The 13,445-nt window shown below is 43.6% G+C and carries 15 protein-coding genes and 1 other RNA gene; 5 read left to right on the top strand and 11 right to left on the bottom strand.

Going from position 1 to position 13,445, the window contains the following annotated elements; all coding sequences use genetic code 11:
• Positions 1 to 103: 103 nt before the first annotated feature.
• The 3 genes from BMW94_RS31390 to BMW94_RS24530 are packed head-to-tail and all read right to left on the bottom strand — an operon-like array spanning position 104 to position 1,286.
• Positions 104 to 496, bottom strand: a complete 393-nt coding sequence (locus BMW94_RS31390; protein ID WP_368086944.1) for an N-acetylmuramoyl-L-alanine amidase CwlD — start codon at positions 494 to 496, stop codon at positions 104 to 106.
• A 6-nt stretch (positions 497 to 502) separates the two neighbouring features.
• Complete coding sequence (locus BMW94_RS31385) at positions 503 to 901, bottom strand: N-acetylmuramoyl-L-alanine amidase (protein WP_368086943.1); 399 nt, start codon at positions 899 to 901, stop codon at positions 503 to 505.
• Positions 894 to 1,286: a phage holin family protein gene (locus tag BMW94_RS24530; RefSeq protein WP_254790357.1), complete on the bottom strand. Its 393-nt coding sequence runs from the start codon at positions 1,284 to 1,286 to the stop codon at positions 894 to 896. The genes BMW94_RS31385 and BMW94_RS24530 overlap by 8 nt, the downstream gene beginning before the upstream one ends.
• Before the next feature lie 137 nt (positions 1,287 to 1,423).
• Between BMW94_RS24530 and BMW94_RS30665 the strand changes: the two genes are divergently transcribed.
• On the top strand, positions 1,424 to 1,561 hold the full coding sequence (locus BMW94_RS30665; protein ID WP_175480840.1) for a hypothetical protein: 138 nt from the start codon (positions 1,424 to 1,426) through the stop codon (positions 1,559 to 1,561).
• A gap of 630 nt (positions 1,562 to 2,191) precedes the next feature.
• On the opposite strand, the gene BMW94_RS24515 is transcribed toward BMW94_RS30665, so the two are convergent.
• From BMW94_RS24515 to BMW94_RS24505, 3 genes are all read right to left on the bottom strand, one after another.
• Positions 2,192 to 2,788: a hypothetical protein gene (locus BMW94_RS24515; protein ID WP_091001427.1), complete on the bottom strand. Its 597-nt coding sequence runs from the start codon at positions 2,786 to 2,788 to the stop codon at positions 2,192 to 2,194.
• A 263-nt stretch (positions 2,789 to 3,051) separates the two neighbouring features.
• Positions 3,052 to 3,465, bottom strand: a complete 414-nt coding sequence (gene gvpU, locus BMW94_RS24510) for a gas vesicle accessory protein GvpU (protein ID WP_091001426.1) — start codon at positions 3,463 to 3,465, stop codon at positions 3,052 to 3,054.
• Positions 3,466 to 3,918: 453 nt separating this feature from the next.
• Positions 3,919 to 4,179, bottom strand: a complete 261-nt coding sequence (locus tag BMW94_RS24505) for a hypothetical protein (RefSeq protein ID WP_091001425.1) — start codon at positions 4,177 to 4,179, stop codon at positions 3,919 to 3,921.
• 776 nt (positions 4,180 to 4,955) lie between these two features.
• Between BMW94_RS24505 and BMW94_RS30660 the strand changes: the two genes are divergently transcribed.
• From BMW94_RS30660 to BMW94_RS24485, 4 genes are all read left to right on the top strand, one after another.
• Positions 4,956 to 5,276 (top strand): hypothetical protein, encoded by a 321-nt coding sequence (locus BMW94_RS30660; protein WP_175480839.1) that lies wholly within the window; start codon positions 4,956 to 4,958, stop codon positions 5,274 to 5,276.
• 135 nt (positions 5,277 to 5,411) lie between these two features.
• Positions 5,412 to 6,185, top strand: coding sequence for a recombinase family protein (locus tag BMW94_RS24495; protein WP_091001424.1), 774 nt, complete (start codon positions 5,412 to 5,414; stop codon positions 6,183 to 6,185).
• 38 nt (positions 6,186 to 6,223) lie between these two features.
• Positions 6,224 to 6,601, top strand: a complete 378-nt coding sequence (locus BMW94_RS24490; RefSeq protein ID WP_175480838.1) for a recombinase zinc ribbon domain-containing protein — start codon at positions 6,224 to 6,226, stop codon at positions 6,599 to 6,601.
• Between the two features lie 20 nt (positions 6,602 to 6,621).
• Entirely contained in the window at positions 6,622 to 6,837 is a 216-nt protein-coding gene (locus tag BMW94_RS24485) for a hypothetical protein (protein WP_091001422.1), read from the top strand.
• Between the two features lie 54 nt (positions 6,838 to 6,891).
• On the opposite strand, the gene BMW94_RS24480 is transcribed toward BMW94_RS24485, so the two are convergent.
• The 5 genes from BMW94_RS24480 to secG form a co-directional block, all read right to left on the bottom strand.
• Positions 6,892 to 7,905 (bottom strand): hypothetical protein, encoded by a 1,014-nt coding sequence (locus tag BMW94_RS24480; RefSeq protein WP_175480837.1) that lies wholly within the window; start codon positions 7,903 to 7,905, stop codon positions 6,892 to 6,894.
• A 169-nt stretch (positions 7,906 to 8,074) separates the two neighbouring features.
• Positions 8,075 to 8,437: a transfer-messenger RNA gene (ssrA, locus tag BMW94_RS24475) on the bottom strand.
• 640 nt (positions 8,438 to 9,077) lie between these two features.
• Entirely contained in the window at positions 9,078 to 9,560 is a 483-nt protein-coding gene (gene smpB / locus BMW94_RS24470) for an SsrA-binding protein SmpB (protein WP_024629496.1), read from the bottom strand.
• A gap of 178 nt (positions 9,561 to 9,738) precedes the next feature.
• On the bottom strand, positions 9,739 to 12,504 hold the full coding sequence (gene rnr / locus BMW94_RS24465) for a ribonuclease R (RefSeq protein WP_091001420.1): 2,766 nt from the start codon (positions 12,502 to 12,504) through the stop codon (positions 9,739 to 9,741).
• A 449-nt stretch (positions 12,505 to 12,953) separates the two neighbouring features.
• Positions 12,954 to 13,187 (bottom strand): preprotein translocase subunit SecG, encoded by a 234-nt coding sequence (gene secG, locus BMW94_RS24460; RefSeq protein WP_024629498.1) that lies wholly within the window; start codon positions 13,185 to 13,187, stop codon positions 12,954 to 12,956.
• Positions 13,188 to 13,445 lie beyond the last annotated feature (258 nt).

Here is a 13,445-nt window from a genome sequence, read left to right as displayed (position 1 = left end):
AAATGGTTTGTATGGGTCTTATTCTTCATAAGCTTGACCAACTCCTTCTTTGTACTCATATTTATTTGTAATTAAACACAATTATTCCATTTTAATTCTTATTTTATCCCTCTGCTTCGATCTGTTTTAAACGCTTGTCCAGGTCGATGACATTGCCATTTGCCGTTCCATTCAAGGCAAGGAAATTTTTCCTGAGCCGATTAAGGACTACCGCTGTTTCTTCCCTCGTGATCTGCGCCCCTGGACGTGTTCCGTCAAAATAACCATTGGCTGTAACCTCTGTCCATGCTGCTTCTGCCCACTTGCTGGGCACGTTAACGTCTCTCTCCTGTGTCACTGGCTTGTCCTCCTTCACCGTTTTAATCTTCAACCCCAGGTATGTAGCAATACCCTGCACGTGGCCGTCAATGATTGCATCAATCACATTGTCCTGCTTCAGACGACCCGCATCGGAAGCAACATCAATAAACAAATTTTCCGTCAGCACTGCCGGCATTTTGGATTAGCGAACCATGTGCAAGTTCTGTGCCTTCTGTCCACGATCTATGCCGCCAAGCTTGCCCATAATAGCCTTGTGTAGCTTGTCCTGCAGCTTGATGCTGTTTCCAGAAGCAGAGGTATACCTGAAAGACTCAAAGCCACCTTTACCACCGCCAGCGTTGCAATGAATGGATACCAGGATGTCAGCACCGGCAGCGTTAGCCTTGTTTGTCCGTTCTTTCAGCTCCAAGAATACGTCCGTGGATCGGGAGAGTAGCACATGCACGTTCTCATAATCCTCTTCCAATCGGTTCTTGATACCAAGCGACACCTTCAGAACAACGTCTTTCTCCTGGATGCCATTTGCTACTGCTCCTGGGTCCTTACCTCCGTGCCCTGCGTCGATCCACACTTTAAACATTTTTACCAGCTCCTTTGTCATTATCGTTGCCGCCTTTGCCTTTCAGGACTTCAATAGCTTGCTTGATCACAGACGGGATAGGCGCACCCATTTTCCCGCCATTTTCGGTAATGGACAGTAATTCATTCGCTATATAGAAAAACGCCACCGTATCCCTGAATAAGTGGCCATCACCAAGGATGCCATCCACCAAGTGGCCAACCGCGACCATGGCAAAAATAAAGACCTTACGGGCAATCCCGATAAGGCCAATTTTACTTTTCAATCCTCCATTAGAACCGGCTGCCACGACACCTGTAAGATAATCAAGCACCACGAACACCAGCAGTACTCCCAACACTCCAGACCAACCCCCAAATAAATAAGACACTAACCAGCTACCCATGGCCAAAGCCCATTTCCCCACGTTCTCCAATTTCCTATCCCCCATCTCTTTCAAATAAGATCCTCTGACCACTTCAGGCACAACAAAAAAACACACGCTCCGCTATGTCTCAACAATTCTGAGAAAGGAGCGATTTAATGAACACACCTAAACAGCCAATAACGACTAAGGTCACTATTGATACAGGCGTGTTTGACCGCGAATTAGTCGAAAGAGCGTGTCGTGAAATCAAGGCTAATAAAGAAAAGCTCGGCTCCAAGAAATCAGTCAAGTGAGGTGAAGCAAATGCGCTTTTATTGGATCAAATCCACACCACGAGCATGTTTCATTGCCGCTGTAGTCACCCGAGTTAATGTTGGCAAAATGACAATGGATCAGGCTATCGATCATACGTTGTCACTAGAACGTCAATGTAAGAATCCGCATCTTATATCGAAATGTGAGTTCAAATCGCTGAAACGGGATAGTGAAACTGAACTCAAGAGAATACAAGAAACCCGCCGTGCTGTACCGACTGCCGGCGGGCGATGAAGGGATCACGAGCGGGGAAGCTTCTCATATTCAACATTCCCTGGCTGAAGGTCAACGCGAGGGTTGTAGGCTGCTGCATTAATCTGATCGATTGGCACGATTCTGATGTTCATGTCTCTACCTCCAATTATTTTAACAACTATTTCCACCCATAGAACGATGATTAGTGTGATCAAATTACGTAAGGAGTGAACGCATATGATGACGGCACTGTTGACCGTTACACCGTGGATTTGCTGGGTCTTGGCTGAACGATACAAGTATAAGACTGCAGTAGTCCAAGCAATGAAATCTAATTAAAGCAAAGAGGGCAGACCATTACGGTTTGCCCTTATTTGTGTTCTGTAAGATAAGAAATGGGAACAGGCACTTAATTAAGTAGTTCCTTCTAATCTCTTTATTGAATAAAACGCTCTTCCAGACATTTCTTCTTGCATACCCACCCACAGCTGATAATCACTATCTATTAACTGTACTTGGTGATGAGTTAGTAGATTCACTATTTTATGTACCCATGAACGTACTTCATCGTAGTACGCTCTATAATTCTTTTCTCTACTGTAAGGATTCGTAGCGTGTAATATTTCTCCACACTGATCATTTAACCTAACTAAATCAACTTTCGTGAGATAACCATCTAAAATCGGATCTACCGTCCTTTGATTTTCACTGTCATATCCCTGTCTACTTGGTTGGGGATAGAAGTTTGGATTAATTTCATGCATACTCTCTAAAATCCTTTTAGCATTCCAATGAGTTTTGAATCTTCGATGTTGTTTCTTATACTCAACTTTATTTGCTGATATTGAAGAAAACATTATGAGCTCGACTATCTTTCTAAACTGCAGGTAAATGAATTCAATTTCATAAATCGTGACCCTATTTTGGATTCCAAGCGTTTCTATAACTCCGATTCGAGCTTTGATTTCTTCCATGCATTGCAAATATTTTTCAGCATCTTGTTCAATCATTTTGGACATCTCCCTTCATACTATTATGTCGGCATAAGAGCTTGAAAAGTGATGTTGTGGATCAATTCCTTACCCTTTCTTTGTGTTGAGTTGGTTTCAATGATTGGGTCAGCTTCATATGCACGCGTATGCTCACTCAGATGCTGTTCTCCGCTCTTGAATGGACTGATCCCTGCAAACGACGTTCTCACTGAAACGGGCTTAGCTTGGCTCTCATTTTGTCTAACGAGAGCAAAAGAAAAAGCCGCCCGAAAGGCGACTTCCTATTTCTCCGACTTCTCCAAACGACCTATTGAATATCCATCGACAGAATTAATTTTCCCTCGCCAGAGACCTACCTTATATTCACTATTTCCTTGAATAAGGATAGCCTCTTTAAGATGAATAAACTCAACTGAATAATCATCTAGCTCTTCTTTTGAATACGTTTTGGCAAAGTCACCAAATAACCCAACAAAATGTTCGCTTCCTTCACCTTTCCCTTGGAACATCTCCGCTGTTGCTTCCATGTATTCCTTGCCTGAAGCCAAGATTCCTGTAACAAGACTACCACCAACGGTTAATATTATTCCTATGGACAACCCTATATTAGCGATTCTTACTAAAGTCTCCAGAGTCATATCCTTGTCTAACGGTGTCAATATAGTCTCTACAGCCGTTTCAATTGACTCGCTCATTCCCTTCTACACCTCCCCTAACACTATGACAACGTGCTAGGGATATTTTACCTCTTTGGAACAAACAGGTCTACTACAGAACTGCATAACTCCATCCCATCTGCCCCATACACATCCTTTGCATTTCTCAGGCTGCTTATTGGGACGAATGTGTATCTTCTTCCGTCTTCTGCTGATCACTTCAATGCCTCCAATAAAAAAAGCCGATCTAGTGAAGGAACGACTTTAATGTGATATGTATGATGTTAGTGTTACGTCCTAAAAACATGCGCCCGAAACGGTCGCCGCAAAAACGCTACGCTCTTTGCTTTAAATGCATACGTTCTAAGTTACAAGAGAGAAAGGACAAGACAATTTTACTGATCATGTGAAAGAGCCGTCAACTTCAAAACTCCAACTCACTGCGCCAATCTTTATCATTTTCTTCCTCATCCTCTGTTTTACTCGTTAATTTCAATTAGATGGAAAAACAAATAGCTGTGCAACTGCCAGTAATGCAAATCCGATAATCAAAAGTTTAAATCCAAATTGAGAGGACTGCTGACGATCTTTGTACTTTTCGAACATTTCATTTGATTCTTCTCGGGTATATGGGAAAGAATAATTATTTTCAAAACCAATTGTATCTCTCGGTGCTCCCCTATACGCATACCAAGAACCTATTCCTGAAATAATTATTCCCAACATATTAATTATCCAACTCACTAATGTCATGTGACCATCTCCTTCTGAATAATCATAGCTGAGTTTAGAAGAAGAGCACAACAAAAAAGAGCATCTCAGGGATACTCTTCAATGAATCATGACTTACGAATTAAGATCAAAACCTAACTACTTTTCTTCGTAAACAATCAGTACATTCTCTTAATTCATGTCTTTGGCTAATACCAGAAACCACCGTCGTTTTTAACGATACCAGAGTTGTATTACCTCCGCATTTATCGCATTTAAATTGATTCATAATGTTCACCTCCACTCTAACAGGTTATACATTAAGTTTAAATCAACTATACAGCGACAGACGAACTTACTTCGTTAGCTCTCCTTAAGACTAGAACTAGCATATGAAGTTCTAAGATAAAAAACTACATAACTCCATAGTGTATCTTTAAATTACTCAGTTTTCCTTTAAAAATGAAAAGGCGAGAAGAGGAACGCCCCGGTCATGTGCCGCATTGTGCAGCCGTGCGTTTCATTCGCGCCTTTTTCTATGCTCCTAATGTATCACGGAAAAATGGTCATGTGGGGTTCAACATGGTCTCAAAATTCTCCACTTTCGGGTCATTATAGGTTCAAATTTTCTGATACTACGTTTTACTAACAAAAACAAGAATTAAGTCCATTTAATTCACTTGTTGCCAAAATAGCATAAATACAGCGCCCGTAATCACTTTCCTTGTTGTAGGAGCTTGTTAAAGGGTCTGTCGACTGCCCTATGTATAGGGAACAGACAAGCTCCCGAAAAAACAACAATATAAGGAGAGATTTAAATGAAGAAAAAATTGTCATGGGTTTGGAGAAAGACATTGTTTCATAAGGTGGCATTAATGAAGTTAGGAATTGATATAGCCAGGTCAGGGTGCGAACCTTTGACGCTGGCTATTTCTTTGGTCACATTCGGATATAGAGTATGGAAGAAGGAGCGAGGGAAATCCCCGCTCCTTTCGTGTTTAAAATTCTGCATCATCTTGCTCAAAAAAGCCGATAAGCTTCAAAGTATTGCCAACACTCTCAATACCCTCATCGATCTTACGTTTGATGGTACTATCACTGAAGGAACGCCTGAAGAAGAGTATCGTTTCCTTGCGTGAGTAGCCTTGGATGTATCTGTATTCGACTGCTTTGCGGGCTTCTTCGTCTTTAATTAGACGTTGTGCCCGTTCTTTTATTGGATCAATTCAATACCGCCAACAACCGAACATATACTCCCAAAAGGAGTGAGTTAGATGAAAGCAGCACTATACATCCGAGTAAGTACAGACAGACAGAATGAAGAAGGCTTCTCTATGGAAGCACAGCATGATTTACTTATGGAGCTGCTGGAGAAGAAAGGAATGGAGCTATACCGTGTCTATTCCGATCCAGGAATCAGTGGTAGAACAATTAAAAAACGGCCAGGTATTCAAAGACTGATTGAGGATATGAAAGCTGGTAAATTTGAAGCTGTCTTGGTGCATAAGCTCGATCGTTTAAGTCGGAACCTGGGCGATCTGTACGAATTCATCGCCTTGATCAACAAGCTTAATAAGCGGTTCGTTGTAGCGTCTCTGGGAAGCGAGGAAATCGATACACAATCCCCAATGGGAAAGGCTTTTCTTTACTTTAACGGAATTTTCGCTGAAATCTATTCGGACAACCTTCGAGAGGAAACTTTAAAGGGTCTCACCAAGAAGATGGAAAACGGCGGGCTGCATATGTCCAAGGCTCCTCTCGGGTACGATATCGAAGTGATTAATGGAGAGCGTAAGCTGATAGTAAATGAATACGAAGCTAAACTGATTAAAGAAGTATTCCAGCTGTACCTTGCTGGCAAAGGGGTTGTGTCCATAGCGAAACATATGAATGGGCACAGTCGTGGAAAAGAAGGTGGGGTATGGGACAGCAAGTATGTAAGGATCGTATTGCAGAACCATACTTACACCGGTCATAATCACTTCAAGCCGGTACTGTGGGAAGAATCCAAAAGGATCATGCAATTATTTCTATGGAGGATTTCCTGAAGGTACGTAAGATGATGGAGCGGCGTGGAGAGAATCACATGAGCAAACATAGTTATGATTATCCGTATGGAGGAATTGTTAAATGCGGGGCATGTGGGGCAACTTACATTGGAAATGCGTCAAGACAGACACTCGTAGATGGAACTGAACGCGTATATAGGAGTTACCGTTGCCGGAATCAGTATTCAAATAAAACTTGTGATGCTCCAGGGATTTCAGAACATCACCTTCAGCAGCTCGTCTTCGAGCGACTGCAGATCACCAACAAAAAACTTCAGGACAAAAAAATGATCGCTCAGGCTAAGAGTGATCAACGTATGCTGCAAAAAGAAATTGAGGTTTCCAATCGACGTCGGAAGAACTGGATGCTTGCCCTCGGTGATGGGAAGCTGTCGCCTGCGATTATGCAAACCTGATCGATAAAGAAGAAGACAGAATGAAGACCATCACTTCTCAGTACGAAGAAAAAGAAGATTATTACATCAACGAGCTGTCAACCGAGGAAATAAAAGACATGATGGCCAACTTGAAAGATAACTGGGTACTGATCGAGCCTGAGACGCAAAAGCTGCGTGTGCAATCCATGTTCCGTCAGATTGTAATAAAAAAAGAATCAGACAAGTGGAGCATCCTTCAAATGCTCACCGTCTGATTCTTTTTTCTTAATTTTTCAATTCACACTCTCGTCTAAAGAGACTTGTACAAACTACGACTTTATTTTAGTCATGAAATTACTAAGAGCATTCTTTGTTTCTTTTTCCTCGATATCTTCATCAATTTTAGCTTTTTTTTGTCTAAAAATAATTAAAATAGCTGATTGTAACACCGGAAACATTGCTGATGCTTGCTTTTCGCTCAGTCCGTGAATCCCTGTGCTGAGTAATTTATAAATTTTTGAGTTATTATCGGTCAAGAACTCAGGAAGTTTATCTTTAAGCAAATTAATTTTTTCATTCATGTGCTTATCTCGGAATTCTTTATCCGACATTTCCAAGACAGCTTGCTTATCAGCAAAAACCTGGTATATTACTTTTTCAAATACCCTTCTTAAATATGTATACGCGGCAACACCAGCCCCACTCCCATTCATGTGAGTAGCCATAACAAAATCATCGAAACAATTATAATCTTTCATTATTTTCTCGTACTCGTTTATATTTCTCTCAGCAAAATCACTCATTGAGGGGGTTTGGCCGATCTTCTGAAATTCAAGCTTATATTTATCTTGTTTTACTTTTAGTTTGATTTGGTAAAAGAACATAAACTCATGCTCCAAATTGTGAGTACATCTCACAATTTTTATAAAGATTTGATTTTGACTTTTTTTCATAAGAACATCAATTCTATTTAACATAGAAATAAGGGCGTATTTGTTATCTTCATCATAATAATCAATTTGATCCTCACGTATAGAATACAAAACTCTGTCCGAAAGCTTTTGATCTAATTCTATTGGAGATGGCTCTAAGGAAACTTCTCTCTCACAATAAGGACAGTATTCGAAGAATTTTTCGTTCCATTCGAAAAAGCCTATCAAATGTTGAAAGTTACCGGAATAAATTGTCTTATAAACGTCAAGATAGCTTTCCTCATCATAATCGTGAAAATCTTTAGTTGTTATTGAAGTAAATGACTCAACATCAACAGATAACTTCTGATACAGATTTAACTCAAGTAGAAACTCCTTAAAGAGGTATTCCCCAAATTCTTTCTTCATCATCTTCCTCCCAACAATTATTCTCCTCCCTAGTTTCGAAAGGAGTAGGCGTTCATTGCAAAAAAAGAATCAGGCTCTGAAGCATCATTAAGATGATCATCGTCTGATTCTTTTTTTCTTGGAGATTTTCTCTAAACGCCTTCAACATAGTACTTAGTCGCTAAGTACCATCTTGGAGGCGAGGGGAGTCGAACCCCTGTCCGAAGATAACGACACATAAGCTTCTACGGGTGTAGTTACAGTTTTGATGTCACCCGAGTATCGCCCCGTAACCGGCTATACGTTGGGTCAGCCTGATTGTCTTCTTCAGCACACCCCAGGCGGAGATGTGACAGCGTATCCCACTACTTGTTAGCCCCTAATCCTGTCACATGGGCGATGCAGGTTAGAAGCACGCACACAGTTTCTTAGGCTGCGAAAGCGTAGTTTGTTTGTTGTTTGCCGTTTAATAGGCTTTAGCGTTGATGAAGTGGACGCGTCCCCACTACCCGCTACCCATGCTCGAACTATCCCCGTCGAATCCATAAACGCCCCCTCATATAAGAAGGGCTCCAGGATTAATCCGTGAATACGGAGCAAAGGTGCTGCACATCTTTTTCCTCCAAGGTAAAAAGATGCTTCTTTCAAACTCGGCATTCCTGTCTGCTACAAGAACATAATAACACAGGAACAATCACCGATATAGTATAGATTGCTGGAAGACGTTCCAACAGGCTGAGCAACTGTGCATGATTAAAACCAACACACATATGAGGCTCAAGCGTCTACATATTATACCGCGTCCCTCAAGGGAAGTAAAGTTGAGTACCGAAGTGCAGACAATTCATGAGCATGAACAGCTTTTCTTAACTATTTTACCCACCATCCCAACAAACTACGCAGCCATCAGCAAACTTACTACAACAACGATTCTTTCCAGCAATCCTCACAAGTTTACACCGGTGCCACTACTAACATCTTATTAAATAGGGAACGCGGCAACAACTGGTGTATCTCATATCAGAACTGGCACAAAAATCTGACAGCCTCTTAAAAAGGGACCTCTAATCAAAACAAAAAATCCCAAGCTCCACCCAACTACGGGTAAAACCTGAGATCCTAATTTCTAACATAACCTCTTATCACTAACTAAAATACTATGTGCAAATCAACACATAGCAATCCGCAAATCCCAATCAACGAGCAACTTTCTGCTTCTCGCGCAGTACCCGTTGAATATCACGTTGTGCATCGCGTTTTGCAGCAGACTCCCGTTTATCATACTGCTTCTTACCTTTACCCAGTCCGAGCAATAGCTTCGCATACCCGTTACGAATATAGATCTTCAGTGGTACAATGCTGTATCCATCCTGCTTCGACAGCCCAAGCAGCTTGTGAATCTGCACTTTATGCATCAGCAGTTTGCGTGTACGTGTTGGATCAATTGGATTATGACGATTCCCTTGTTCAAAAGGACTAATATGCATATTGTGAATATGAATCTCACCGTTCCGAATCGTGGCAAATGCATCTCCAATATTCGCACGGCCGTTACGAAGAGATTTAATCTCCGTTCCGGTAAGCACCATGCCCGCTTCATACGTATCTTCAATGAAGTAGTCATGGGAAGCCTTTTTATTCTGTGCAAGCACTTTACTCTGTCCATCATTCTTGCCCATGTCCTCACTCCTTCTCCGTAAAATAAGCCGGTACCATGCTCTACAGCAGCGCACCACACATTTCCTAGGTACCACATGCCAGACCTTAATTGTAGCAAGGACCGCTGTTAAAATCAAGAAAGAGGCGGTCTGCGCCGCCCCTTCCCATTACACTCATTTCATGCTCAGCGAAACGCGATTACTTTTTCTTCTTCCGTACAAAAGCCGCCGTTCCGTTGGCAGGTGCGCCTTTACTCTTCTTCCGCTTACGGCGTGGTGCTCCGCCTTCCTGAACACCGCCCGGTGTAGCTCCTTCTCCGATAAACACACCGCTAGGTGAGGTGTTTTTGCGTCCACTACCGCCTTTGCCACCTTTACCGGATTTGAAGCTACCTTCACCACGACTGCTGCCGCTGTTCAGAGCATTCCCTTGTCCACTAGCTGAAGTGCCTTCCTGGCCACCCGCTGTAGAGCTATAACCGCCTTTGCCCGAGCCAAAGCCAAAGCTTACCCCTCCCTTGCTCCGGCCTGCTGATCCGCCGGCATCTCCAGCACGACGCTCACCTCTCGGTTTGCCGCCACCTTTGCCACCCGCGCTTCCTACTGTGTTCGAAGCTCCGCTACGACCGCCACGTCCGCCTTTGCTGCTCTCATCGGCAGATCTGCCACCACGGCTGCCTCCAGCACCCGTTGGGGCGCCTTTACTACCACGCGAGCCACTGAATCCACCGGAACCACTCTTCGCGCCGCCGCGTCCTCCGCCACCAGCAGGACGTCCACCTTTACCGCCACGTCCACCACTGAAGCCACCTGGACGTTCGCCGCGAGGTTTCATGTCAACCATTTCAAAGTCAATCGTGTACTCTTCCATGCTCACACGCGCTACACGAATCTTCACCTCATCACCGATGCGGAAGACTTTAGAGGTACGTTCGCCAATCAAAGCCATATGTTGATCGTCAAAATGGTAATAGTCATCTGTGAGCGCACTCAGGCGAATCAGGCCTTCTACCGTATTTTCCAGTTCAATGAACATACCGAAGCTGGTAACACTGCTGATCATGCCTTCGAACTCTTCGCCGACCTTATCAAGCATATACTCGGCTTTCTTCATTTTCTCTGTATCCCGCTCAGCTTCAACCGCCACACGCTCACGTTCCGAAGACTGTTGCGCAATATCGGCCATACGTCCAGCCAAATACTCCTGACGGTTCTCAGGCAAAGCCCCATTGTTCTCAATCACTTCCCGAATAACACGGTGAATGACGAGGTCGGGATAACGACGGATCGGTGATGTGAAGTGACTGTAGAACTCTGCCGCCAGACCAAAGTGACCAGACATCTCAGAATCATACTTCGCCTGTTTCATGGAACGCAGCATCATTGTACTAATAACGGTTTGTTCTTTCGTTTCTTTGATATCCTCAAGAAGGGATTGAAGCGCCCGTGGATGAATCGCGTTGCCACGTCCCTTGACGTGGTGTCCGAAATTCGCCGCAAAGGCAAGAAAATTTTGCAGTTTTTCCTGATCTGGATCTTCATGCACACGATAAATGAACGGAACCTTCAACCAGTGGAAATGCTCTGCTACCGTTTCATTGGCTGCCAGCATGAATTCCTCAATGATTTGCTCCGCAATCGAACGCTCCCGTTTCACGATATCGACTGGTTTGCATTCTTCATCCACAATGATTTTGGATTCTTCAAAATCAAAGTCAACCGCACCGCGGCGCATACGCATCGCACGAAGCTTCAAGGCAATCTCTTTCATCAAGTGGAAATCATCCACCAGATCCTTGTAACGCTCGAGCAATTCAGGCTCTTCACCTTCAAGAATTTTACGAACGTTGGAATACGTCATCCGCTCTTTGGTCTTGATCACACTTGTGAAAATGTCGTGTTTCACAACCTTCATCTGGTCGTTGAACTCCATCTCACAAGACAGGGTCAAGCGGTCTACCTGCGGGTTCAAACTACAGATCCCGTTGGACAACCGTTGCGGAAGCATCGGAATAACACGGTCCACCAGATACACGCTGCATCCGCGGTTGTACGCTTCCTGGTCCAGCTTGGAGTTCTCCTGCACATAATAGCCTACATCGGCAATATGAACGCCCAGACGGTAGTTACCGTTAGGCAGTTTCTCCACATTGACAGCGTCATCGAGATCCTTCGCGTCCTCGCCATCAATCGTAACGATATTAAGTCCACGCAGATCACGGCGACCTTGCTGAATAATTTCTTCTTCCGTAATGGCATCCGGTGCTTTTTCCGCTTCTTCCACCACTTCATCGGGGAAGGCTTCAGGCAGCTGATGTTTACGGATCACGGACAAAATATCAATACCCGGCTCATCCTTATGACCGAGAATCTCGATCACTTCACCTTCTGCTGCTGCCCGGCCCTCTGGATAGCTGACGATTTTTGCAACAACTTTTTGCCCATCAACAGCTCCATTAAAGTTCGTACGCGGGATGAAGATATCCCGGTTAATTCGCTTGTCGTCTGGAATAACGAAGCCATATACCTCGTGGCTTTGGAACACACCGACCACCTGCGTGACCGCACGGGTAACAATACGGACAATCTCACCCTCCAAGCGCCCACCGGAAGGACCTTGAGAAGTCACTTTAACAAATACCGTATCTCCGTTCATCGCGCTTTTCATATCATTGGCGTGGATGTACACATCCGGGTGTTCCCGATCCTCAGGGATGAGGAAAGCAAACCCCTTTGCATGAGCCTGCAAACGTCCGCGCACCAAATCCATACGTTCTGGCATGCCGTAGCGGTTATTGCGAGTCAGCAGGACTTTGCCGGATTCCTCCAACGTATTAAGCATAATTAAAAAGGCTTTGAAATCAGCCGCGTCTTCAATCTCGAAGTGCTGTTCCAGCTCCTGATAAGTCATCGGTTTATAAGCGGTATCCCGCATAAAGTCGAGCAATTGTTGTTCTGTTATCATTAATATTCACCTCGGGAAACATAAAAGTGTAATCTTGTCTCATCTCTCTATGTATCGGAAACCTTACAAATAGAAAAACCAATTAAATCAGGCCTCACTATCTCATACCCTAGTATACACGAATTCAATCCGGCGCATCCGTACCCTGCAAAATAAACCAAGCATACATGGCCCCTTGCATAACCGCGCTTTCATGCATCATAACAGCATTTATGCTACATGTGTTTTGCTCTCGAAAAGACAGAAAAGAATCGGCCCAGAACAGGGCGAATATGTAGGAAGGTAACCGAACGGAAGTGAGAAGAAATCGAAGATCAGAATCATGTGGTTCATTGGAAAAGACTGGTCATGGATGAATTTATTAAAAAACCTCCGTTTCTTCTCGAAACGAAGGTTAATCATTCAAGCGTTTCTGCTTTAAACTATCGCGTTACATAAGGCACCCCAGCTTACTTGGAGACAACCGTAACGATGATAGACAAAATGAAGAATCCTGCACCCAGTACAACTGTTGCACGTTGCAGGAAAAGATCCAGTCCGCGCGCTTTCGTTTTACCGAAAAGATGTTCCGCACCACCGGAGATGGCACCCGCCAAACCAGCGCTTTTCCCGTGCTGCAGCAATACTACAGTGATTAGACCGATCGAAAACACCACGAGCAGCAATTTCAAAGCAATATCCATTCTTTCCACCTCCTACCCATGTGGGCATAACATCTCACCATAAAAACAGTTACTTTAATTGTAACACAGCTATTAACGTGATACAAGTAGTGGCATTTCCTCAATTACTGAGATACAGCCAATATTTTCAACCCTTTTAATCTTAAGCAATTATAGTGAACTTAATCAGGACCACCCGTCCAACGGGTGGTTTGCTCTTGGGGTATAACCCCCTGTTGCCAAACTGCGCCTAAAGACGCTAGCCTGACAGCAGGGCTG

The sequence above is a fragment of the Paenibacillus sp. OK003 genome (assembly GCF_900109515.1).
Lineage (GTDB): Bacteria > Bacillota > Bacilli > Paenibacillales > Paenibacillaceae > Paenibacillus > Paenibacillus marchantiae.
The sequence above is the reverse complement of the archived record's forward strand: the minus strand, read 5'-3'. Positions and strand labels throughout refer to the sequence as shown.